Source organism: Stenotrophomonas sp. STM01 (assembly GCF_014852135.1).
Classification (GTDB): domain Bacteria; phylum Pseudomonadota; class Gammaproteobacteria; order Xanthomonadales; family Xanthomonadaceae; genus Stenotrophomonas; species Stenotrophomonas capsici.
In genome coordinates, this window is record NZ_JACVBA010000001.1 from 2,108,339 (window position 1) to 2,130,533 (window position 22,195).

The following is a 22,195-nucleotide window of genomic DNA, read 5'->3' on the forward strand; positions in this document are numbered from 1 at the left end:
TCAGCTGTCGGCCTTGCTCAGCTTGAACGCCTTTTCCAGCAGCAGGAACAGGCGGCGGATTTCACCGCTCTGCAGCGCGAAGCGCGCATCCAGCTCGGCACGGCGGCCGTCCTCGTCGATGTGCTCGAGCTGGTCCAGCGCACCGTCCAGGAACTTGAGCTTGCGCACGATCAGGTCGTCGCCGAGCACGAAGGACAGGTTGTCCTCGAACACCAGCGCCAGCTTGGTGACCTGCTTGCCGGCGTCCAGGTGCTTGTCGATCTCGTCGCAGCGCAGTTCCTGGTGCTGGCACTTGACCACCGCGCCCCCCTCCACCGGGTCCTTCATCTCGCACTCTTCGCCCAGGCTCAGGCCCTCGGGCAGCGGCTCGCCGGCGATCCACGCGGTCAGGATCGAACGCGGCGCCACTTCGGCGTTCAGCGGCATCGCCGGAAAGCTGCCGAGCATGCCGCGGATGTCGCTCATCACGTTCTCGCCGGTCTTGCGGCTGGAACTGTCCACCGCGACGTAGCCGTGCTCCAGGTCCAGGAAGGCATCGGTGCGCGAGCTCTTGACGAAGGCACGCGGCAGCAGCTCGTGCAGCAGGTCGTCCTTCATGCGCTTGCGCTCGCGGCCACCGGGCTTGCGGCCTTCCTTCTCCTCGATTTCCTCCAGCTTGCGGGCCAGCAGGTCGTTGACCACCACGCTCGGCAGGATCTTCTCCTCGCCGCCGACGGTCAGCCACAGCGCGTCGCCGATGCGGTGCGAGAACACGTTCTTCTCGTCGCGGCCGAACGGCGAGATGAAGCCGCGCGAGGTCATTTCCAGCGCGCCGACCGGCTTGAGCACCACGTGCGGCAACAGCGTGTCGACTTCGGAGAAATCAATGGAAGTGGGGAAGCGGAACAGCGTCAGGTTCTTGAAAAACATGAATTGGAAGCCGGAAAAGGAAAGAGGGAAAACGGGAATGCAACAGACGGCGGCGGGGCCGGACCAGGCCCGACCTGCGGGGCATCAGGGGATCAGGGGTCCGCGGGCTCCGTACCCTGCTCGCCGCCGGCAAGCCACGCATGCGCGTCCGGCAGCGGGGCTTCGTCGCGGCGCCCCAGCGCCATGAAGTCGAACAGCCGCGGGTCGGCCAGCTGCGAGGGCCGGACATCGCCCAGCGCGCGCGCGATCTGCTCGATGCGGCCGGGGTGGTCCTTCTCCCATTGTTTCATCATCAGCCCGACCTGCTTGCGCTGCAGGTTCTCCTGGCTGCCGCACAGGTTGCACGGGATGATCGGGAACTGCCGTGCCACGGCGTAGTCGATGATGTCGCTTTCGCGCACGTAAGCCAGCGGCCGGATCACCACGTGCTTGCCGTCATCGCTGAGCAGCTTGGGCGGCATGCCGGCGGCCTTGGCATGGTGGAACAGGTTCATGAAGAACGTGGCCACGATGTCGTCGCGGTGGTGGCCCAGCGCGATCTTGGTGAAGCCGTTCGCCTCGGCGTAGTTGTACAGCGCGCCACGACGCATGCGCGAGCACAGCGAACACATGGTCTTGCCTTCCGGGATCACCCGGCTGACCACCGAATAGGTGTCCTGCTCGATGATGTGGTACGCCACGCCGAGGCCGGCCAGGTACTTCGGCAGTATGTGCTCGGGAAAGCCCGGCTGCTTCTGGTCCAGGTTCACCGCGACCAGCTCGAACGGCACCGGCGCCTTCTTCTGCAGCTGCAGCAGGATGTCCAGCAGGGTGTAGCTGTCCTTGCCGCCGGACAGGCAGACCATCACCTTGTCGCCGGCCTCGATCATGCCGAAATCGGCGATGGCCTGGCCCACCTGGCGGCGCAGGCGCTTGGCCAGCTTGTGGTGTTCACGTTCGGCCAGGCGCGGATCGCGGGCACGCGGGGCGGGATCGGGCAGGGGGATGACGGCACTCATTGCCGGCATTCTACCGGCTCGGCGGCGCCCCTCCTCACCGGACACGGCAACCGGTTATGCTCAGCCCCCGTGGAGACCATGACGCCCGCCGAGATCAGCCAGCGCATCGCCGTACTGCGGAGTGAACACCGCGGCCTGGACGATCGCATCACCCGCCTTGCCGCCAACCCGGACGACGAGCTGGAGGCCAAACGGCTGAAGCGGCGCAAGCTGCAGCTCAAGGACTGCATCACCAAGCTGGAAAGCATGCTGATCCCGGACGAGCCGGCGTAGGCCTGCCCCCCGTCACTCCGCGCCACCCAAGCATATGCATCACCGGCGATGATGTCGGCGCTCCCGCACGGCCCGCGTCAATCGGCGACCGGCACTCCGGGGTGCTCCGGCAGCTGTCCTTTCCAGGCATCGCGCTCGTCCACGCGGATCTCGCAGGTCAGGCCGTCTTCGCTGCACTGCAGGCCCAGCGCGTGCCCGGCCCAGTCGGCGACCGCGCCGCTGCGCACGCTGGCGATGTCCGCCTGCAGGCGCTCGACGCCGGCGATGGACAACACGTAATGGCGCTGTTCGCCCTCGCCGGCCACGCACAACCGCAGCGGCGCACCGGTGAAGCGGCCGGGCAGCTCGTCCTCAGCGCAGCGCCCCGCCTGCGTTGCCGCCTGCAGCGCAGGCGACAACGGCAACAGCGCCGCGAAAAGCGGCACACCCACGAACGCGTGGATGCACCGGCGGCTCATTTGCCGACCGGGGCTTCCGGCTTCACCGCTTCCGGGCTGACCCGTTCGATGGTGTGGCGCAGCTCGCGGCCGAGGATGAACTTGGCGTCCTTGGCCCAGGCGTCCAGGCGCTCGTCGAACAACAACTTGCTGTTTTCGTCCGGCCACACCAGGCGCAGTTCGCGCATCTTCTGGATGAAGCCACGGAACAGCGACTTGTCGAAGAACTCCGGTGCGGCCGGTGCGTACAACAGGCTCAGGCGCTGCGCGGCCTGCTGGCACAGGCTCTCCAGCTCGGCGGCGCCGAGCGTGCCGGGGCCGTTCTTCACCAGCACCGCGATGGCGATGTAGTAACGCTCGAACGCCTGTTGCAGCGAATGGCCGATCGCACGCAGGCGGAACACCTCGTCGGTCTGGCCGGTGCTGCGCGCCAGCATGCCGCCGTCGTCCTCGCCCACGTGCTGCAGCAGGCCCTCGCGCACGAACACGCTGATGGTCTGGTCGATGCGCGCGGCGAACTCGTCCTCGCTCCACGGCAGGAACAGCTCGGCCTGCAGGAACGGATACAGCCCGCGGCCCAACCGCAGCAGGCCGCCACGGCTCATGCGGCGGTTGTTCTGGAAGCAGCAGGCCACCCACGAGGAGGCGGTGAACAGGTGCAGCACGTTGTTGCGGAAGTAGCTCAGCAGCACCGCGGTGTCGCCGCTCACGCTCAGCACGTCGCCCAGCGGGTGCTTGATGCGGGTGAGGACGTTGATGTCCTCGGCGTGGGCGATGATGCGCTCGGGCGAGTGCGGGGTGACCGTGACGCGGTCGGAGTACGGCATCTCGACCAGCAGCTTCTTGCTCAGCTCGATCTGCGCGATCAGGTCGGCCTCGCCCATCGCGTGCTTGGGCGTGGACAGCAGCGCCAGCGCCAGCAGGTTGATCGGGTTGACGTCGGCGGCGCCGTTGATGCGCACCTGGATCTGCTCGGCCAAGGTATCGACCGCGCTGGACAGCCAGCTCGGCTTCTCGTCCTCGCCGACCGGCTGGCCGTTCCAGTCCGGTGCCTTCTGCGCCAGCACGTCGTTCAGCGCGATCGGCTCGCCGAAGTTCACCACCACCTGGCCGAAGTTCTGCTTGAGCACCTTGGGGATGCCCCACAGCAGCGCCCAGATCGATTCCTTCTCCTTCGGCCGGCCGGACAGCTCGTCCAGGTAGCTGCCGCCCTCCATCAGCTTTTCATAGCCGATGTAGATGGGCTGGAACAGCACCGGCTTGCGCGGCTGGCGCAGGAAGGCACGCAGCGTCATCGAGATCATGCCGCCCTTGGGCTGCAGCAGGCGGCCGGTACGCGAGCGCCCGCCCTCGACGAAGTACTCGATCGAATAGCCGCCGGCCACCAGCTGGGCGACGTATTCGCTGAGCACGGCCGAGTACAGCGCGTTGCCCTTGATCGAGCGGCGGATGAAGAACGCGCCGCCCTTGCGCAGCAGCGTGCCGACCACCGGCAGGTTGAGGTTGATGCCGGCCACGATGTGCGGCGGCACGATGCCGCGGTCGTACAGCAGGTAGCTCAGCAGCAGGTAGTCCATGTGGCTGCGGTGGCTGGGCACGTAGACGATCTCGTGCCCGGGCGCGGCTTCCTTGAACTTGTCCAGGTGGTGCACCAGCACGCCGGCGTAGATGCGGTTCCACACGTGGCTGAGCATGAAGCTGGCCGAACGCACCACCGGGGTGGAGTAGTCGGCGGCGATCTCCCAGGCGTAGCCCTGCGCCTTCTTCCAGGCGTCGGTGGTCTTGGAGTTGTCGCGCTTGGCCTGGGCGGCGATGGCCTCGCGCACCGGGTCGGCGGCCAGCACCTTGTCCACCAGCAGCCGGCGGGTGGACAGGTCCGGGCCGATGATCGATTCACGGATGCGGCGGAAGTGCGTGCGCAGCACGCGCTGCAGCTTGCGCACGGTGCGCTCGGGCTCCAGCCCTTCGTCCACGGTTTCGCGCAGCGATACCGGCGGGGCGAAGCGGACGATGGTGTCGCGGCCGTTCAGCAGCACCGCCAGCAGGCGGCGGAAGCGGCCGACCAGCGCCCAGTTTTCCGAGAACAGCACCGCGAACCAGCCGCTCTGCTTGTCCGGCGCGCGGCCGACGAAGATCGACACCGGCACCAGGTGCACGTCCAGCGCCGGGTTGGCGCGGTGCGCCTGCAGCAGCTTGGCCAGCGAATCGGAGTGGGTCTTGGCACCGCGCTGCTCGGGGATCAGCGCGTTGTTGCTGGAACGCCGCGACAGCGCCACATAGGCACGCTTGCGGCCGAGCAGGTCACCGGCCAGCGGCACCAGCGGCGAAGGCAGGCCGGCGTCGCGGCAGGCCTTGTCCAGGATCAGCGCGTTGGACAGGCCGTAGTCCTCCAGCACGTAGACCACCGGGCGGCCGTCGTCGTACTCGCCGGCCTGTTCGGGCTCGATCTTCAGGCCCAGCCAGGGCTCGACCAGCTTGCCCAGCAGGCGCGCCCAGAGCGGACGACGGCCGGCGGGCCGGGCGGGCACGGCACGGCTGGGGGTGCCCGGCACGATGGCGGCAGGCGGGGCGGGCGGCGCCGCGTGGGCATCGTCCGGCGGAAGCAGGTCGCCCTGTTCGGGTTGGGATTTCTGTTTCGACATCTGGACCATTATGGCTTAGCCGCCGTTTTGGCGGTGTCTGGCCGATCGCTGCCCGGCGCCGTGGCCGGGTCCGTTGCGGTCGCGGCGGCCTGTGCGGCTTCCACCCGGGCCTGTTCGGCGGCCTGGGCCGCGGCGATCACCTGGTCGGCTTCGGCCACGGTACGGGCCAGGTACCAATGCCCGTCGCGGCGCACCAGCGCGACCTGCAGGTCCACGTCCTTGCCGGCCAGCGGGTACTGCACGCGGACCAGCGCGTTGTCGCCGTCCTGCGAGACCAGGCCGGTGCGCATCTGCGCCACGCTTTCGTCCAGGGCCAGGCCGTAGCTGGCCAGCACCTGCTTGAGCGCCGCCGCGAACGGCACCAGCCGCTGCAGGCTGCCGCTCATGCCGGCGTCCTGGAAGGCCTGTGCGCTGCCCAGCCCGGTGGCGCGCGCGGCGGTGGTCAGCGTGCCGATGTTGGTCCGCGCCAGTTTGGCATCGGACAGCGGTGCCGATTGCGCCCAGCCGCTGAGCACGTTGACCAGCTGCACGTAGTGATCCCGCTCGGCCGGGGTGTAGTCGCCCTGGTGGGTGATGTACTGCACCCCGAACAGGCCCAGTGAATGCGCGGCCTGGCGGACGCTGGCGGCCTGGCCCTCGAACTGCGCGCGGAAGGCGCGCTGCAGCTTCTGCTCGGCACCAGGTTCGGACAGCGCCCCCAGCAGGTCGGGCAGCTTCTCGTCCAGCGGCAGGTCGGTCAGTGGCCAACGGCTGTGCCCCTGCGCCCAGGCGGTTTCCAGCGCGGCGTACTGGGCCGGGGTGACCGAGGCCCTGGCATAGCCGGGCAGGTCGTTGTCATGCAGGTACTGGGCGAGCTGGCGCACGGTGGCCGCCGGCTCGGTGGCCGCACCGGGCAGCGGCGCGCTGTCGCGCTTGCAGGCAGCCCCCAGCAGCGCCACCGCGCAGACGGACAGGAACGCGAGCTGCTGGCAGGTACGTAAAGAACGGCGTTGCATGGCGTCGTTGGTCCTCTCCCCCGTGAGCGGGCTGATCTTGAAGCCTGCCCGGTGACAGCGGCAAGCACGGCCGTCACGGCTGGGCGGATGGGGCTGGAGCGGAGGCAGGGTGCCGCTGATGGCAGAAGCCTCCCCTCCCCGGCTCTCCCCGTGCCTTCGGCAAAGGCGGGGGCGAAGCGGCGCCCTTGCACGGTGCATCGCCGCTGGAAAACGTACATAAAAAAAGAGGCCGCCCCGTTGCCGGTGGCGAACCTCCTCAAGCCGGCGTGAGCCGGTAGACATGTTTGACACATCGACCGGCAGGGCCGGACGACGCGTAGCCTACGCGCCCACTTCAGTTAAAGCAATACTTTATTAATCATCAAATAAGTTATTGATTTATTTGAATACATCTGCGATTTCGCGCTGCATCGCCAAGGCCGCGGCACGCGGATCGGCGGCCAGCCGGATGGGGCGGCCGACCACGATGGCATCGGCGCCGTCGGCAAAGGCCTGGGCCACGCCCACGGTGCGCTGCTGGTCATCGCCCACCGGGCCACCGGGACGGATGCCCGGGCAGACGATGGAGAAACCGGCGCCGGTGGCCGCGCGGATCGGCGCAGCTTCCTGGCCGGAGGCGATCACCCCGTCGATGCCGGCGCGCTGGGCGGCCAGCGCGCGCTCGACCACCACGTCCACCGGCTCGCGGTCGATGCCCATCTGGGCCAGGTCCGGGCGCCCCATCGAGGTCAGCACGGTCACCGCCAGCAGGCGCATGTCCGAACGGTTGGCGGCTGCGGCGGCGGCCATCATCTCCGGGTGCCAGCCATGGATGGTGCAGTAGCTGACCGGCCACTGTGACAGGCGGCCAATGACACCGGCGATGGTGGCCGGGATGTCGAAGAACTTCAGGTCGACGAACACGCGCTTGTCGCGCGCGGCCAGTGCATCAAGCACGTCGAAGTACTCGCCCGAGGCCAGCAGTTCCATGCCGATCTTGTAGAAGGACACCGCATCACCCAGCCGCTCCACCCACTCCAGCGCCTGCACCTTGCCCGGTACGTCCAGCGCGAAGATCAGCCGTTCATCGGTGCGCAGCGGCAGCGGGGCACGGCTCATCGGGCCACCTCCAGCGCGGCGCGCTTGGCGGCGTTGCGCTGCTCGGCCGGCAGCGACCAGGCGTTGTTGAACGAGGCGCTTTCCCAGCCGCCGTAGGTCGGGTTGGGCAGGATCCACCAGCGCGAGCCGATCCAGCCCTGGTACTTGTCCAGCAGCGCGTCGCGCGCGGCCAGGGTGTTGTCCTGGACCTGCAGGAAATCGGTGAACTGGTCGCCGACCTGCATCAGCACCCGGTACTGCTGCGCCACCAGCAGGCGCCGGCAGCCCTTCTCGCTGCCCACCTGGCGGCAGCCCGGCACCTCGGTGCCCAGGCCCAGGTAGACGCTGTCGTCGGCCACCGGGAAGCCCACCTTGCGCAGGTTGGCCAGGGTGGCGTCCTTCATCGCCGAGGTGCGGTTGCTGATGTAGATCATGGTCACGCCCTTGGACGCGGCCAGCTGTGCGAACCGCACCGCGCCCGGCACCGGCTCGGCCTTCTGCTCGTCGACCCAGGCCGCCCAGCCAGCGTCGCTGTAGCTGCCTTCGTCGTGCACCAGGCGCGCCTGGAACGGCGAGTTGTCCAGCACGGTCTCGTCCACGTCCACCACCACGGCCGGCTTCAGCCGGGCCGACTGGTGGGTGCCCCCTTCCTCCGGCAGCAGCGCGGTCCAGGTCGGGTCGGCCAGGGCGCGGTCCAGCTGTTCACCAGCCAGCTTCCAGGTCTGCAGGGCGCTGGCGCGGTACTCCTGCGAGCGCTGCACCCACAACACGGCGTTGAGGTTGTCATTGGCCACCGGGGCCGGGACCACCGCGGCCGGGGCGACCGGCGCCGACGGGCGCTGCAGGCGATCAGGGGCGGTGCAGGCGGCCAGCGACAACGCGGTGCCGGCCAGCAGGACGAGGGCGGGGAATCGGGACATGGAAACTACCGGGATCAGCGAAAACCGGCCAAGTTTACCGACTCCCCGGTTTGCCCGCCCCGGCGGCAGCCGCGCCGGACCGGGCCTGACCCCGGTTTTCCCGCCTCGGCTATCCTTGCGCCCCCGCGTGACCGGAACACCCACCATGACCGACGACAGCCCGCAGACCCCCAGCTTCCCGATCCTCGACCCCGTGCAGGCCCGCACCCTGGGCTGCCTGATCGAAAAGGAAGCCACCACCCCGGACGCCTACCCGCTGACCGTCAACGCCACCCAGGTGGCGGCCAACCAGAAGACCGCGCGCGAGCCGGTGATGAACCTGGACGCGGGCAAGGTGCAGCACGCGCTGCGCCAGCTCGAGGGGCTGGGCCTGGCCCGCCAGCATTTCTCCTCGCGTGCCGAGCGCTACGAGCACCTGGCCGGCACCAAGCTGGACCTGCCGCGCCAGCAGGTTGCCCTGCTCGGCCTGTTGCTGCTGCGTGGCCCGCAGACCGTTGGTGAACTGAGCACCCGCAGCGAGCGCATGGCCCGGTTCGCCGACGCCACCGACCTGCGCCACCAGCTCGACCGCCTGCAGCAGCGCGGCCTGGTCGTGCAGTTGCCGCGCGTCGGTGGCCAGCGCGAGGACCGCTTCATGCACCTGATGGGCGGCCCGCTGGACCTGGACGCCCTGGCCGAGACCTACAAGGCTGCACCGGCGGCGGTCAGCGACAGCGCGCTGGAAGCCCGCGTGCAGCAGCTGGAAGCCACCGTGGCCGAGCTGCAGGAGCAGCTGGCCGAACTGAAGGCCGCCATCGGCGGCTGACCCGTCGCCCTCGGTAGGAACGGCCCTGGCCGCGAAGCTCATGGCCGTTCAGCGGTACCGGCTTCGCGCCCAAGGCCGCTCCAACGGGGGCCACTGCTTGTGAGGGTGCCTTGCTGCGTATGTGCCGCAGTGTTCCCCGGCATTCCCAGCATTGCATGAGCACCGTACGCCTCACATCACGAAGAAAACCTTGCGCTTCATCTGTAGTGCACCTTCGTACCTTGGAGTTTGAGCGCACCTGCTTTCTCCAGGCTAGCAATGAGGGCGTCCAAATCATCGGCCTTCAGTTTGTTCTGAAACTGGGCAGACACGTGCTTTTTCAGCGCGGTCAATGTGGCCGGTTTGCTTCCGTCCATTTTTTTCAGCAACTGCTTCATCCGAGCCAACCGTTGCGCGGCGGTTGTCAGTGTGGAGGCTGTCGCCTGCCCATCGCCTTTTGCCTTCTCAGGTCCCTTTGCCACGGTTGGAATAGCGGCTGGCTTGGCGGCGGCCGGCACCTCCGCCGTTCTGAACAACGGCATCAGGCTGATGGATGCTGACCGACAAGCAAACACCTTCCTCGTTTTCAGATGCTCCACCAGCGGATCAAACCCAGTGTCCCTGGAGATGATGTGGAAGAATCCCCGCGCGTCATCCTTCACCAATTGCCCGATATAAAAAGCAACGTGGAAATCCAGCGCATTGCTGCCATTTCCTGAAATACGCACGTAGGCAGCGCGCTCATGCATTGCCTGCATCTGGATGGCGAGTTCGGAGGAGATTCTCACCTGTCCGGCACCGACGAAAACCCAGAGGCGCACATCCTCTCGGTCAAGCAAGGCCAGATCGGTTGGCTGGACATTCTCATGGTCAATGAGAACGTAGTTGATACGCCGATTTTCCAGCGGGGCTACCTTCGATTCCATCGCGGTAAACGCTTCCTGCGCTTCCTGTTCGAGCCGATCATCACCCAGTAGCAGGGGTGTGCCAAGTGGAGAAATGCTTGGATTCGCTCTTACGATGCCAATGTCGATGACCCGGCACGCAGGGGCATGGGATCCCCTGGATTCCATCCCAGCCTATGGCGCGGATCTCAACCGGTAGGAGCGGCCTTGGCCGCGAAACACGCAGGCTTCCAGCCCTACCGACCGCGGCCAAGGCCGCTCCTACAGCGAGGCCACCAGCAGCCCCAGCAGCGGCAGGCCGTTGAAGAACAGCGCGGTAAAGCCCAACCAGGCGTTGGATTCGCGGCGCCAGCGCGAGACCAGGGCCAGCAGGCACCCGATCACGCAACCACCGATGCCGACGATCAACATGGCAGCCAGTTCCTCCAGCCCCCCATGGATCACCGCCACCGCGATGCTGCCGACCAGCAGGCTGACCAGCGGCATCAGCAGCGCGGCCAGGCCGAAACGATAGGACGGGTTGGCGGAGCGGGGGGCGGCTTCCATCGGCAGTGATCTCCCTGCAGGCATTGGCCACACGGTAAGGCATGGCCTCCGGGGTGACCACCGGCCCATGGCACCGGCCACGACCACTGGCAGGCTGGGCCACCAACCATCGGGAGTGGGCCATGCGAACGGGTGCGATGCGGGTAGTGCTGCTGGGCATGCTGTGGGTGACCGGCGCGGCATCGGCGGCGCCGGATGCGGCGACCCTGCAGGCCATCGAGGCCACTGCCCACGACTACATGGACGGCCAGCTGGAAGGCGACGTGGCGCGGGTGACACGCGCCCTGCACCCGGACCTGGCCAAGCGCAACGTGGTGGCCAACCCGAACGAAGCATTGGGGCTGGGGCGGATGAGCTCGGACGAGCTGATCCGCTACACCCGCGAAGGCGCGTTGAAGACACCACGCGACCAATGGCAGCGCAGCATCACCGTGCTGGCGGTGGATGAGGACATCGCCACCGTGCGGCTGGAAAGCCCCTGGTTCATCGACCATCTGCAGCTGGGGCGGTTCGACGGGCGCTGGGTGATCGTCAACGCGCTGTGGCACCGCAAGAAACGCGGCTGACGCGGTACCGGCGACCGGCGCGCGGCTGATTTCGATGACTGGCAACTGAACAGAAAAGGCAAACCCCGCTATCGTATGCAGCTTCTGTTCGCTGCCTGCCGCACCCATGAACCCACCCGACGCCCTGCCAGACGCCCCGCACGCCCACGGTGCCTGCGAGAACTGCGACACCTCGCTGCAGGGGCACTATTGCCACACCTGCGGGCAATCCGCGCACAACCCGCTCAAGCACGTCGGGCATGCGATCGAGGAAGTGTTCGAGTCGTTCTGGCACCTGGACGGGCGCATCTTCCGCACCCTGCGCGACCTGCTGGTCCCGGGCCGGGTGGCGCTCAACTACCTCCGCGGCAAGCGGGTGGGTTACGTGCAGCCCCTGCGGTTGTTCGTGATCCTCACCCTGTTCACCTTCTTCGTCGGCAAGTTGACCCTGCATGCCGATGACTTTGGCGGGCACGTCAAGGGCACCACGCTGTTCGATACGGCGCAGACCGCCGACGAGGTGGAGGCGCGGCGCGATGCCGAGCTGACCCGGCTGGGCCAGCAGTTCAACGACGGTGCCACCGGTGGCCCTGCGCTGGGCATCGGCATCGGTGCGATCAACGCGGCCGCCGAGCAACGCCTGGCCGAACTGGCGAAGACTGCGCCGCAGGGCGCGGCGGGCAACGCCGTGCAGCGTGCCACGGCGGTGGCCGGGCGCACCGCCCAGGGCAGGGGCGGCAGCTTCTTCAACCACCAGGTCGGCGGCAAGCCATGGGATCCGGAGACCAACCCGATCGTGATCGACAGTTGGCCGGGGTTCGCCAACAAGTGGCTCAACCATCGCCTGGACAACGCCAACGCCAACGTCGCGCGCATGGGCGGCAAGACCGACCTGTACGTGCAGGCCGTGCTCACCGCCCTGCCCGGCGCGCTGTTCTTCCTGATGCCGGTGTTCGCGCTGGTGCTGCGCGTGGCCTACCTGGGCCGCGGCATCGGCTACCTGGAGCACCTGGTGGTGGCGCTGTACAGCCATGCCTGGCTGATGCTGGTGCTGCTGGCCACCTTCCTGGTCGCCGGGCTGGGCAACGCGCTGGCCGGCCCGGTCGTCAACGCCACCACCGACGTGGTGTACGTGCTGTTGTGGCTGTCGGTGCCGGTGTACCTGATCTGGATGCAGCAGCGGGTGTACGGTGGCAACGTCGTGCTGACGCTGCTGCGCTACCTGTTCATCGGCGGCATCTACACCGTGCTGGTGTCGCTGGTGGTCACCTATGCGGTGCTGGCCGGCATCTCGTCCTGATCAATCGCCCCGCAACGCGGCCCGGCGCGGCCCGGCCGCGTGGAAGCTCCATGCCAGGAAGCGGCTCTGCTTGTTGCCCTGGGCCATGCCGACCTCGCGCACCTCGACCGCGCCGGCCCTGGCCAGCTGCCGGTGCAGGTCGGCCAGGTGCTCGCGCTTGGCCACCAGCGAGCTGAACCACAGCACCTGCGCCTGCACATCGACGCTTTCGCGCACCATCCGGCGCAGGAACGAAGCCTCGCCGCCGGTGCACCACAACTCGTTGGCCTGGCCCCCGAAGTTCAGCGCCGGCGCCTTGCCACGGGGGCTAGCCGCCCCGCCCAGGTTGCGCACCTTGCGCTGGCTGCCCTGCGCGGCTTCCTTGGCCGAGGTGTGGAAGGGCGGGTTGCACAGGGTCAGGTGGAAGTGGTCGTCCGGACGCAGCACGCCCTCGAACAGCTGGCCACGCGCGTGCTGCTGACGCAGTTCGATCACGCCCTGCAGGCCATTGGCGCGCACATTGGCGCCGGCCGACTGCAGCGCGCCGGCATCGATGTCGCTGCCGACGAACGACCAACCGTATTCGGCCTGGCCCAGCAGCGGGTAGATGCAGTTCGCGCCCACCCCGACATCCAGCACGCGCAGCGCCGGACCGCGCGGGACGCTGCCACCGGCATCGGCAGCCAGCAGGTCGGCCAACCCGTGCAGGTAGTCCACGCGACCGGGCACCGGCGGGCACAGGTAACCCTCGGGGATATCCCAGTGCGCGATGCCGTAGTCGCTGGCCAACAGTGCGCGGTTGAGCTCACGCACCGCGACGGGGTTGCTGAAGTCGATGCTCTGGCTGCCGGCCGGCGTGTGGACCAGGTGGGGGCGCAATGCCGGGTTGGCGGCCACCAGCCGCGCCAGGTCATAACGGCCCTGGTGACGATTGCGCGAGTGCAGGGGGCTGGCGGGCGCCGACTTGGCAGCCGCCTGCCGCTGCGGCGGACGTTGGTGCGGGGGATTCATGCGCGTATTAGACGCCAGGAAGACAGCGATGCGTACCGCGAACGTGCCAGGCCGGCATCCTGCGTCAGCGGCCCTCGGCCGGCTGCACGCAATCCTGCTGCGCGCAGAAGGTGGCCGCACGCCGTTGCTGCTCCGGCGTCAGCTCCGGCGGGGGACGGGCGATGGCCGACTGGATCTGCGCCGGTGCATGGGTCAGCTTGTTGAAGCCCTGTGCCGCCTTGGCCAGGCCGTAGTAGATGCCCATCATCACGTAGCCGCCGCCCAGGCTGACCTCCTCCACCGTGGGCGGCTCGCTCCAGTTCTTGCTGAAGCGGTTGGGCTCGGCCTGCACGGGGTTCTTGAACCGGTACAGGTCCAGCGGCTGGTCGTCCTCGGGCTTGATCGCGCGGACCTCGCCCAGCGTGGTGACATTGCCACCGGCGGTAGCCGGCGGCGGCGATGACAACGCCGTTCCATCCACGGGCGGCTGGCTGAGCGCCGGCGGGACCGCTTGCGGGGCCGCCTGCTGCGCCGATGCCACGCCGGCCAGCATCATGCCGACCACCACGGTTGCTCCCTGCCATCCACCTGTTGCCACCACAGCATCCTCATGCGCGCTACCGGTCATGCGCAGGATACGGATGCGAGCTTCAGAATTCGTTGCGACGGGCCAGCCGACACCGTCATCGATGCAGAAGGAGCGGCCCGCGGGACACCCGCAGACCGGCGGCCCACGCTCCCGGTGGATCTCCTGCCAGGGACGCCATTCACCCGGACACATCGCCATCGCCTCCCGCGCTGCGCCGTGCCAATCGCAAAAATCTGTGCTTAAAATCCGGCATTCCCTACCCACATCACCCGTAGATCACGATTTACGGATTGAGACTTATCGGTTGTAGCCACGGGGCTATCCGCCCTCTCCGGGCAGGGACCTGACAACGGATGTTCATTCGACAGTTCCAGGGAGGAACGATGGCCGGCATGGCGAAGGATCACGGGCAAGCAGGTCTGGCAGCGCACCCAGGGTGGCGGCCATGAGCTGGTATGTATGGGCCAAGCTTGCCTTCCTGGCGTGGGCGCTGATCAGCCTCATCATCTACGCGATACGGCGCGCCGATGACCGCAATGCGCTCAAAACCCTGCGCACGCAGCCGGTCCTGCGGACGCTGAGCGAGGAGGAACTGGCCGCGCTGGCACCCCTGCAGCAGGCACAAAAGCTCCACTTCAAGCCCGATGTCCGACGCATCCGCGGTCGGTATCGCCAGCATGGGCTTTCCGCCAACGGGAGCAGCACCACGCACGACACCATCGATGACGTGACGGTGCTGCTGCCCTATGACGCCGAGGCGTTCCTGGCCGAGGACAACGAGGCCGAAGTGGTGATCTCCGGCAATGTCGCCGTCGTGGTGAAGCTCAATGGCTTCGAGGTGGTGGACGGCTACCGTCGCGCGCTGCGGGCGACGCCTCCCACCGGGACAGAGACCACGCCGGAGGAAGCCCCCGTAGTCCTCACCACCACGGCGTCGGACGCGCCGGTCACGCCGGCAACGACCGTTGCGGCGGCGACGGAACCGGAATGGCTGGGACAACGGGATGAAACCACTGCCGAGGCGCAGCTGCGCCTTCCCCGGCAGTGGCGCTCGGCCACCGTGTGGTGCTGCGTGCTGGCGGTCTTCCTGTTGTGGCTGGCCACCTGTGCGTTCGGCAGGCCGGTCCAGCTGCTGTTCCTGGTCGCCGGCCTGGCCTGCATCACGGTGGCCATCGTGCGCGCGGTGCGCCGCACGCCACCGGTGGTGCCCGCGGTACGACGCATCGATCGCGCCAGGGGACGCTTGGCCGAATTCGCGATGAAGGCGGCCAACAATGCGTCCCTCACCCAGCGCCACACGTTCCTGGGCAGTAACCTGCAGGTCCAGTTGCCCAGGCATTGGCAGAAGAGCAACCGGGTGCCCTACGGCGAGGACATGCACATCGAGGTCGACCGCCTCAACGGCCGGGTCCTCGGGCTGGGCGAAGGCTGGTCGCTGGCCGAGGAACACCAGCGCTTTCCCGCGCCGCGCTGGGGCGTACCGCTGCTGTTGACCCTGCTCGGGCTGTTCGGCCTGCTGCTGGCACTGCCGGACGAGGGATCCATGCGCAACATGCTCACCACCGGCATGGCGTCGATCATCCCCGGCACGGTGCGCGAGGATGCCACGCCGCAGGGGCTGCTGCAGGATCGCCCCTCCCCGGGAGATGTCCTGAAGGTCTCCGGGGAGGGCACCTGTGCCCTGGTGAGCGACCGCACCCCGGGGCAGGAGGACATCGCCATTGCCGATTGCAGCCAGGTGCTCTGGGGCGGCACCCCGGCGCACATGCCGTTCCCGCAGGTCGAACCCGCACTGCTGGCGCTGTATGGCGGGGAGTACCTGCGGACCCGCCCCTCCAGCCGTCACGCCGCACTGGCGTCCATGCTGGGCGCGATGGACACGCTCTCGCTCAGCGCGCTGCGGGAAGTGTGGGAAGTCCGCGGCCTGGAGGATCTCGTCGCGCTGGTGGAAGACGCCTGCACCACCGACGCCCCGGCCTGCACCGACCTGAAGACCTCGCTGGTGCGGACACTGGACCTGCAGTTCAACGGACCGGACGGTGACACGGCCCTGGACGACTGGCCTTCGCTCGCCGCGCAGTTGCGCAAGCAGGCCGCCGAGATACCGGCAGCATTCAACAGCATCGAGATGAGCCCTGGTGACGTGGAGGCCATCCGCACCCTCACCCGGGACTTCGCCAGCACGCCGCTCAAGCAGGCGCTGGTCGGCCAGAGCACGCCACTGCTCGAACAGCAGCGCGGCGGGGTGATCCTCGCGCTGGACGACCCTGTCCTGCCCACCGAGCAGATCGACCAGCGCATCACCGAAGCCTACGCCGTGCAGGGCCGCGCGGTGCCCGACAACCTGCTCGTGCAATGGGCGCGGTCCGAGCAGTTGTCCCTCCAACCGAGCCCGTTCAGCCTGCAGGCACGGGTCATGGCGGCCTACCAGGACAATGGCAGCCTGCACCTGGACCTGATGGCGATGGACGCCGACGGCGCGAGCAGGGGCGTGGCGGCCATCGCCGGCAGCCTGCTGCTGATGCTCAGCCTTGGCCTGCTCCTGGGCCAGGGCTACCTGCTGGTACAAGGCCTGCGGCAGGCCCTTGCCCGCCGCACCGCCCTGGCCCAGGACATCGCCAGGCGGCCCCCGCCCGGGCAACCCTGGCGCTTCTGACGCCACTCATCGGCGCGGCAACCTGAAGTCACGCCGTGCATCGCCAGGCCAACGCATGGCGGCGTCTCACAACATGAGACGCCGCTGTGCTTTGATGCCGTCCTTTGATCGGCAGTTGCGTGCATGGCGTTCTCCCTCGCTCCCCGCACCGAAGCCAGCGAACGGGCGCTGGCAACCACCGATGGCCTGCCCTCGCGTGATGGCTCGCTGCTCGGCAAGCGGTTGGCCAAGCGCTACAGCGACCGGGTCACCGGCAGTTTCACGATCCCGGGCCGCGAAGGCAGTTACGCGCCGATCCCCGACGACGTCCCCGAGGCGCTGAAGGCCGCGCTCCGGGCGCGTGGCATCGAGCAGCTGTACTCGCACCAGGCCGAGGCCTGGGACGCCAGCCAGCGCGGCGAGCATGTCGCCATCGTCACCCCCACCGCGTCGGGCAAGTCGCTGTGCTACACGCTGCCGGTGGTCAGTGCGGCGATGCAGGGCAATGCCAAGGCCCTGTACCTGTTCCCGACCAAGGCGTTGGCACAGGACCAGGTGGCCGAGCTGCTGGAGCTCAACCGCGCCGGCGACCTCGGCGTAAAGGCCTTCACCTTCGACGGCGATACCCCCGGTGACGCGCGCCAGGCGATCCGCCTGCACGGCGACATCGTGGTCAGCAACCCGGACATGCTGCACCAGGCGATCCTGCCGCATCACACCAAGTGGGCGCAGTTCTTCGAGAACCTGCGCTACGTGGTGATCGACGAGATCCACACCTACCGCGGCGTGTTCGGCAGCCACGTCACCAACGTGATCCGCCGGCTCAAGCGCATCTGCGCGTTCTACGGCGTGCAACCGCAGTTCATCCTGTGCTCGGCCACCATCGGCAACCCGCATGCGCATGCCGAAGCACTGGTGGAGGAACAGGTGCATGCGATCACCGAGAGCGGCGCACCGGCCGGGCCTAAGCACGTGCTGCTGTGGAACCCGCCGGTGATCAACCCGGACCTGGGCCTGCGTGCTTCGGCACGTTCGCAGGCCAACCGCATCGCGCGCATCGCGATCAAGAGCGGTTTGAAGACGCTGGTGTTCGCGCAGACGCGGTTGATGGTGGAAGTGCTGACCAAGTACCTGAAGGACATCTTCGACAACGACCCGCGCAAGCCGGCGCGCATCCGCGCCTACCGCGGCGGCTACCTGCCCACCGAGCGCCGCGAGGTGGAGCGCGCGATGCGCGCCGGCGACATCGACGGCATCGTCAGTACCTCGGCGCTGGAGCTGGGCGTGGACATCGGCGCGCTGGACGTGGTGGTGCTCAACGGTTACCCCGGCAGCGTGGCGGCGACCTGGCAGCGCTTCGGCCGCGCCGGCCGTCGCCAGCAGGCGGCGCTGGGCGTGATGGTGGCCAGCAGCCAACCCCTGGACCAGTACGTGGTGCGGCACCCGGACTTCTTCGCCAACGCCACGCCCGAGCACGCGCGGATCGCGCCGGACCAACCGCTGATCCTGTTCGACCACATCCGCTGCGCGGCATTCGAACTGCCGTTCCTGGCCGGTGAGCCGTTCGGGCCGATCGACCCGCTGGTGTTCCTGCAGGCGCTGGCCGAAACCGAGGTGATCCACCAGGAAGGCGACCGCTGGGAGTGGATCGCCGACAGCTACCCGGCCAACGCGGTGAGCCTGCGCGCGGTGGCCGACGGCAACTTCGTGGTGGTGGACCGCAGCGACGGCAAGCAGCAGATCATCGCCGAGGTGGACTACTCCGCCGCCGCGCTGACCCTGTACGAAGGCGCGATCCACATGGTGCAGAGCACGCCCTACCAGGTCGAGCGGCTGGACTGGGATGGGCGCAAGGCCTACGTCACCCGCACGCACGTGGACTACTACACCGACAGCATCGACTACACCAAGCTCAAGGTGCTGGACCGTTTCGACGGCAACGTGGCCGGGCGCGGTGACTCGCATCACGGTGAGGTGCACGTGGTGCGGCGCGTGGCCGGCTACAAGAAGATCCGCTACTACACGCACGAGAACATCGGCTACGGCCCGGTCAACCTGCCCGACCAGGAGCTGCACACCACCTCGGTGTGGTGGCAGTTGCCGCAGGCCACGCTGCTGCGCAGCTTCGCGCAGAAGCAGGACGCGCTCGATGGCTTCCTCGGCGCGGCCTACGCGCTGCACATCGTCGCCACCGTGGCGGTGATGGCCGATGCGCGCGACCTGCAGAAGGCGGTGGGCAACGGCGACGGTGCGTGGTTCGCGGTGGCCGACCAGACCGGTCGCGGCCAGCTGCGTGGCGTGGAAGGGGGCGAAGGCGCGGTGGAGCTGATGCAGAGCTTCGTGCCGACCGTGTACCTGTACGACAACTTTCCCGGCGGCGTCGGCCTGAGCGAGCCGCTGTGGCTGCGCCAGGGCGAGCTGGTGCAGCGCGCGCTGGAACTGGTCGAGCGTTGCGACTGCACCGCCGGCTGCCCGGCCTGCGTGGGCCCGGTGCTGGCCGCGCAGGAAGAAGGCAACGGCGTCACCCCGCGCGCGCTGGCGTTGCGGGTCCTGTCACTGCTGTCGGCCGAACGCTGCGAGCAGGTGCAGCCGGTCATGGCCGATGAGGCCGACGAGGCACTCGAGCTGCTGCCATGAGCATCAGCCTGGAGAAGCTGAAGGCGCTGCGCACGCAGGCCGGCCATGCCCCGCAAACTCCCGCGGCAGGAGCGCCCTTGGGCGCGAAGCCGGCGCCGGTGGAGGCCGCGGCCGCACCTGCGGTTGCAGCAAGCGCTTCGTCGGCTGCGGATGCATCTTCCCTTTCGCGGCCAGGGCCGCGCCCGCGACAGGCAGGCCAAGGCGGTTCGGTGTTCGACTGGGTCGATGCCATCCAGCACAAGCCCACTGCGCCGCGCGCACAGGACGGTGATGCGCTGCGCCGGTTGCTGGCCTCGCGCAACCGCGCGATCACGCCCACCCCACGCGCCGAGCGCAACGGGCCGGTCGACCGCAGCCTGCCCGGCACCGAGGTCGCGCCCGGCCTGCACCTGATCGAAGCCTTCATTCCGCAGGCGATTCCCGCCCAGCCGTTGTCACTGGCCTTCAGCAAGCGGCCGGATGAAACGGTCGCCGCGCAGGACCTGTTGTTCTTCGATACCGAGACCACCGGCCTGGCCGGTGGCACCGGCACCCGCGCCTTCATGATCGGTGCCGCCGACTGGTACCGCGACGCGATGCGCGGCGAAGGCCTGCGCGTGCGCCAGTTGTTGATGTCCACGATGGCGGCCGAAGGCGCGATGCTGGAGCGGTTCGCCAGCTGGTTGTCGCCGTCCACCGTGTTGTCCAGCTACAACGGCCGCAGCTACGACGCCCCGTTGTTGAAGACCCGCTACCGCCTGGCGCGGCGCGGGGACCCGATCTCGGCGCTCGACCACGTGGACCTGCTCTACCCGACGCGGCGTCGCTATCGCGGCACCTGGGAGAACTGCCGGCTGGCAACCATCGAACGCCAGCTGTTGCGCATCGCCCGCGAGGACGACCTGCCCGGTTCCGAGGCACCGGCGGCGTGGCTCAACTACCTGCGCGGCGGCAGCGCGCGCAACCTGCGTCGCGTCGGCGAGCACAACCACCAGGACGTGGTGACGCTGGCGCAGCTGTTCCTGCGGCTCGTGCAGGCCGAGGCCGACGAGCGCGCGGCGCTGGCGTTGACCGGGCAAGGCTGACCCGCAGGCATCGGCAGGCGGCGTTACCGCGTGCTGCCGTCCTGCCGGTGGACGGGATGGATGCCGCGCATGCGGCGGCGGCACGCCGCAATGGGCCGGCACCGCAGCGCGGGCCGGCCCATGCCCCCTCAACCGTTGATCGGCCGCGCGATGCCGTTGCGGATGACCTGGTCGATCAGGCGCTCGACTTCCTGGCGGGCGCGCTGGCTCGCCGCAGCCTGCTGCCGGCCGAGTTCACTCTGCTGGCGGCCCAGCTCAGCTTGTTGGCGCGCCAGCGATCGCATCTCCTCGCGCATCGCCGGGTTGTCCATTTCCGCACGCGCCTTTTCCGCTTCGCGGCGCGCGTCTTCCATCGCCCGGCGCGCCGATGCGTCGTCCCGGCGCGCCAGTGCGAGCTCGGCCTGGCGCGCGGCGATCTCACCGATGCGCTCGCCGATTTCCCCCATGCGCTCGCCGATTTCACCTTGACGGTCACCCAACGCGCCCTGGCGGTCACCCAGCTTGCCCTGTTCGTCGGCGATGCGCTGCGTCTCCTGGTGGATCTGCTGGAAGCGCGACAGCGTGTCGGCATCGTGCACCACGTAACGCTTGCCGTCGCGGCGCAGCAGGATCACGCCATTGCCATCGTTGAGCCGCTGCGCCTGGTGCAGGTCGGCGAGCGTGCCGTTCATGATGCTTTGGTTGCCTTTGACCAGCACGTAGCTGTTGCGGCCGCCGTCATCACTGAGGTGGATCACGCCTTGCGTGCCCAGCGATCGCGCCGGTGCAGCCGGCGCTGCAGGAGCGGCCGGTGGCTTGGCCGCGCGGGGTGCAGGCGGAGCGGGCGGTGCCGGGGGCACCGGCAGGTCATCCAGGTCACCATTGGTACGGATCACGGTGTGCTCCACCGACGCGCCGGCTGCCGGTGCAGGCGGTGGCGGCGGTGGCGGCGGTGCCAGCGGGGCTGCAGGCGGCGCCGGGGGTGCGGGCGGGCCCGGCATGGCGACCAGGCGCATCGGCAGCACCCCCGCCAGCGCGACCGCGGCCAGGATGAGGCCCGCGCCGACGCGCGGGAACGAAGAGGTGTTCTGCAGCATGAGCAATCTCCGCTTGAGGCTGAGGAAGGTCGGCGAAGCACTGGCAAGGCCAGCACCGGGCCGGGGTGCGACGCCCAGCTGCAGCAGCAGGCGCCCGTAGTGCTGGCGGCAATGGCGGTCGCCGGCGACCACCGCTGCATCCACCGCGGCTTCGCGGGCGATGGCGTATTCGCGCGCCGCCAGATGCACCAGCGGGTGGAAGAAGAACAGGTGTTGGGCCAGGGCCGGCATCAAGCCCAGCCACAGGTCGTGGCGCTGCAGGTGCACCAGCTCATGGGTCAACGCCATGTCCAGGTCGTCGTCACGCATGCGCGGCAGGCCACGCGCCGGCAACAGCAGCACCGGCCGCCAGGGGCCGATCAACTGCGGCGAGTCGATGGCACTGCTGAGCATCAGCCGCGGTGCACGCGACAGGCCATGGGCCTCGGCGGCCAGCTTCAGGGCCGCGTTGAGCTTGTGGTCCTGGCACGGCTGGGCGTGGCGCAGCAGCGCGCGGCTGGCACGCCAGGCCACCCAGGTGCGCAGCGCCATCACCAGCACGCCGGCCAACCACACCGCCATCACCACCTGCAGCCAGGACCAGCCGCTCTCCAACGGCAGTGGCTGCATCACGATCACCGGTGCGGCGTTGGCCTGCGGCGGCACCGCAGCGGCGGCCTGTTGCACCACGTTGACGGTGCTGTCCATCGCCGGCAGCACCGGCAGCTGCAGCGGTGCGCTCCAGACCAGGCCGACCACCGCCTGCAGCGCGACCAGCCACCACAGCGCGCATTGGGTGCTGGCCGGCAGGCGCCGCACGAAGCGGCACAACGCCCAGACCAGCGCGGTGAGCACGACGGTCTGCACGCTGGTGGCGAGCAGGCGGTTGCCCAGCAGTTCGAACAGGCTGTCCAT

At 68.7% G+C, this 22,195-nt stretch carries 19 protein-coding genes; 7 read left to right on the forward strand and 12 right to left on the reverse strand.

Annotated elements, in window-relative coordinates:
- Nucleotides 1–909, reverse strand: coding sequence for a recombination-associated protein RdgC (locus tag IB227_RS09620; RefSeq protein ID WP_192287154.1), 909 nt, complete (start codon nt 907–909; stop codon nt 1–3).
- Between the two features lie 92 nt (nt 910–1,001).
- Nucleotides 1,002–1,907: a tRNA 2-thiocytidine(32) synthetase TtcA gene (gene ttcA, locus IB227_RS09625; RefSeq protein WP_192287155.1), complete on the reverse strand. Its 906-nt coding sequence runs from the start codon at nt 1,905–1,907 to the stop codon at nt 1,002–1,004.
- A 69-nt stretch (nt 1,908–1,976) separates the two neighbouring features.
- Between ttcA and IB227_RS09630 the strand changes: the two genes are divergently transcribed.
- The gene (locus IB227_RS09630) at nt 1,977–2,180 is read left to right on the forward strand and encodes a YdcH family protein (RefSeq protein WP_192287156.1); all 204 of its coding nucleotides are present in this window, start codon (nt 1,977–1,979) and stop codon (nt 2,178–2,180) included.
- A gap of 77 nt (nt 2,181–2,257) precedes the next feature.
- Here IB227_RS09630 and IB227_RS09635 read toward each other — a convergent pair whose 3' ends face one another.
- The 5 genes from IB227_RS09635 to IB227_RS09655 form a co-directional block, all read right to left on the reverse strand.
- Nucleotides 2,258–2,638 carry a hypothetical protein gene (locus tag IB227_RS09635; RefSeq protein ID WP_192287157.1) on the reverse strand — a complete coding sequence of 127 codons (381 nt, stop codon included), beginning with the start codon at nt 2,636–2,638 and terminating at the stop codon, nt 2,258–2,260.
- Nucleotides 2,635–5,259, reverse strand: a complete 2,625-nt coding sequence (plsB, locus tag IB227_RS09640; RefSeq protein ID WP_192287158.1) for a glycerol-3-phosphate 1-O-acyltransferase PlsB — start codon at nt 5,257–5,259, stop codon at nt 2,635–2,637. Before plsB ends, IB227_RS09635 begins: the two co-directional genes overlap by 4 nt.
- Before the next feature lie 8 nt (nt 5,260–5,267).
- Nucleotides 5,268–6,254 carry a hypothetical protein gene (locus tag IB227_RS09645; protein WP_132864009.1) on the reverse strand — a complete coding sequence of 329 codons (987 nt, stop codon included), beginning with the start codon at nt 6,252–6,254 and terminating at the stop codon, nt 5,268–5,270.
- Nucleotides 6,255–6,632: 378 nt separating this feature from the next.
- Nucleotides 6,633–7,352, reverse strand: a complete 720-nt coding sequence (gene pyrF / locus IB227_RS09650; RefSeq protein ID WP_132864010.1) for an orotidine-5'-phosphate decarboxylase — start codon at nt 7,350–7,352, stop codon at nt 6,633–6,635.
- Nucleotides 7,349–8,251 carry an HAD family acid phosphatase gene (locus tag IB227_RS09655; protein ID WP_192287159.1) on the reverse strand — a complete coding sequence of 301 codons (903 nt, stop codon included), beginning with the start codon at nt 8,249–8,251 and terminating at the stop codon, nt 7,349–7,351. Before IB227_RS09655 ends, pyrF begins: the two co-directional genes overlap by 4 nt.
- 145 nt (nt 8,252–8,396) lie before the next feature.
- Here IB227_RS09655 and IB227_RS09660 point away from each other — a divergent pair, with 145 nt between their 5' ends.
- Nucleotides 8,397–9,056 (forward strand): DUF480 domain-containing protein, encoded by a 660-nt coding sequence (locus tag IB227_RS09660; RefSeq protein WP_192287160.1) that lies wholly within the window; start codon nt 8,397–8,399, stop codon nt 9,054–9,056.
- A gap of 197 nt (nt 9,057–9,253) precedes the next feature.
- Here IB227_RS09660 and IB227_RS09665 read toward each other — a convergent pair whose 3' ends face one another.
- A complete protein-coding gene (locus tag IB227_RS09665; protein ID WP_192287161.1) occupies nt 9,254–9,961 on the reverse strand; it encodes a PIN domain-containing protein in 708 nt (235 codons plus the stop codon).
- A gap of 240 nt (nt 9,962–10,201) precedes the next feature.
- Nucleotides 10,202–10,486, reverse strand: a complete 285-nt coding sequence (locus IB227_RS09670; RefSeq protein ID WP_192287162.1) for a hypothetical protein — start codon at nt 10,484–10,486, stop codon at nt 10,202–10,204.
- Nucleotides 10,487–10,608: 122 nt separating this feature from the next.
- Between IB227_RS09670 and IB227_RS09675 the strand changes: the two genes are divergently transcribed.
- Both IB227_RS09675 and IB227_RS09680 read left to right on the forward strand, forming a co-directional pair.
- A complete protein-coding gene (locus IB227_RS09675; protein WP_225591641.1) occupies nt 10,609–11,052 on the forward strand; it encodes a nuclear transport factor 2 family protein in 444 nt (147 codons plus the stop codon).
- A 106-nt stretch (nt 11,053–11,158) separates the two neighbouring features.
- Complete coding sequence (locus IB227_RS09680; protein ID WP_192287163.1) at nt 11,159–12,331, forward strand: DUF3667 domain-containing protein; 1,173 nt, start codon at nt 11,159–11,161, stop codon at nt 12,329–12,331.
- Here IB227_RS09680 and rlmF read toward each other — a convergent pair whose 3' ends face one another.
- Together rlmF and IB227_RS09690 are read right to left on the reverse strand one after the other, a co-directional pair.
- Nucleotides 12,332–13,321 carry a 23S rRNA (adenine(1618)-N(6))-methyltransferase RlmF gene (gene rlmF, locus IB227_RS09685; RefSeq protein WP_192287164.1) on the reverse strand — a complete coding sequence of 330 codons (990 nt, stop codon included), beginning with the start codon at nt 13,319–13,321 and terminating at the stop codon, nt 12,332–12,334.
- Between the two features lie 64 nt (nt 13,322–13,385).
- Nucleotides 13,386–13,856 carry a hypothetical protein gene (locus IB227_RS09690; RefSeq protein ID WP_192287333.1) on the reverse strand — a complete coding sequence of 157 codons (471 nt, stop codon included), beginning with the start codon at nt 13,854–13,856 and terminating at the stop codon, nt 13,386–13,388.
- Nucleotides 13,857–14,334: 478 nt separating this feature from the next.
- Here IB227_RS09690 and IB227_RS09695 point away from each other — a divergent pair, with 478 nt between their 5' ends.
- The 3 genes from IB227_RS09695 to IB227_RS09705 all read left to right on the forward strand — a co-directional run bounded on the left by IB227_RS09695 (nt 14,335) and on the right by IB227_RS09705 (nt 20,225).
- Nucleotides 14,335–16,545, forward strand: a complete 2,211-nt coding sequence (locus IB227_RS09695) for an IgaA/UmoB family intracellular growth attenuator (RefSeq protein WP_192287165.1) — start codon at nt 14,335–14,337, stop codon at nt 16,543–16,545.
- A 123-nt stretch (nt 16,546–16,668) separates the two neighbouring features.
- Nucleotides 16,669–19,161 (forward strand): DEAD/DEAH box helicase, encoded by a 2,493-nt coding sequence (locus IB227_RS09700; protein ID WP_192287166.1) that lies wholly within the window; start codon nt 16,669–16,671, stop codon nt 19,159–19,161.
- Nucleotides 19,158–20,225 (forward strand): ribonuclease H-like domain-containing protein, encoded by a 1,068-nt coding sequence (locus IB227_RS09705; RefSeq protein WP_192287167.1) that lies wholly within the window; start codon nt 19,158–19,160, stop codon nt 20,223–20,225. The genes IB227_RS09700 and IB227_RS09705 overlap by 4 nt, the downstream gene beginning before the upstream one ends.
- Before the next feature lie 128 nt (nt 20,226–20,353).
- On the opposite strand, the gene IB227_RS09710 is transcribed toward IB227_RS09705, so the two are convergent.
- Nucleotides 20,354–22,195, reverse strand: coding sequence for a M56 family metallopeptidase (locus IB227_RS09710; protein ID WP_192287168.1), 1,842 nt, complete (start codon nt 22,193–22,195; stop codon nt 20,354–20,356).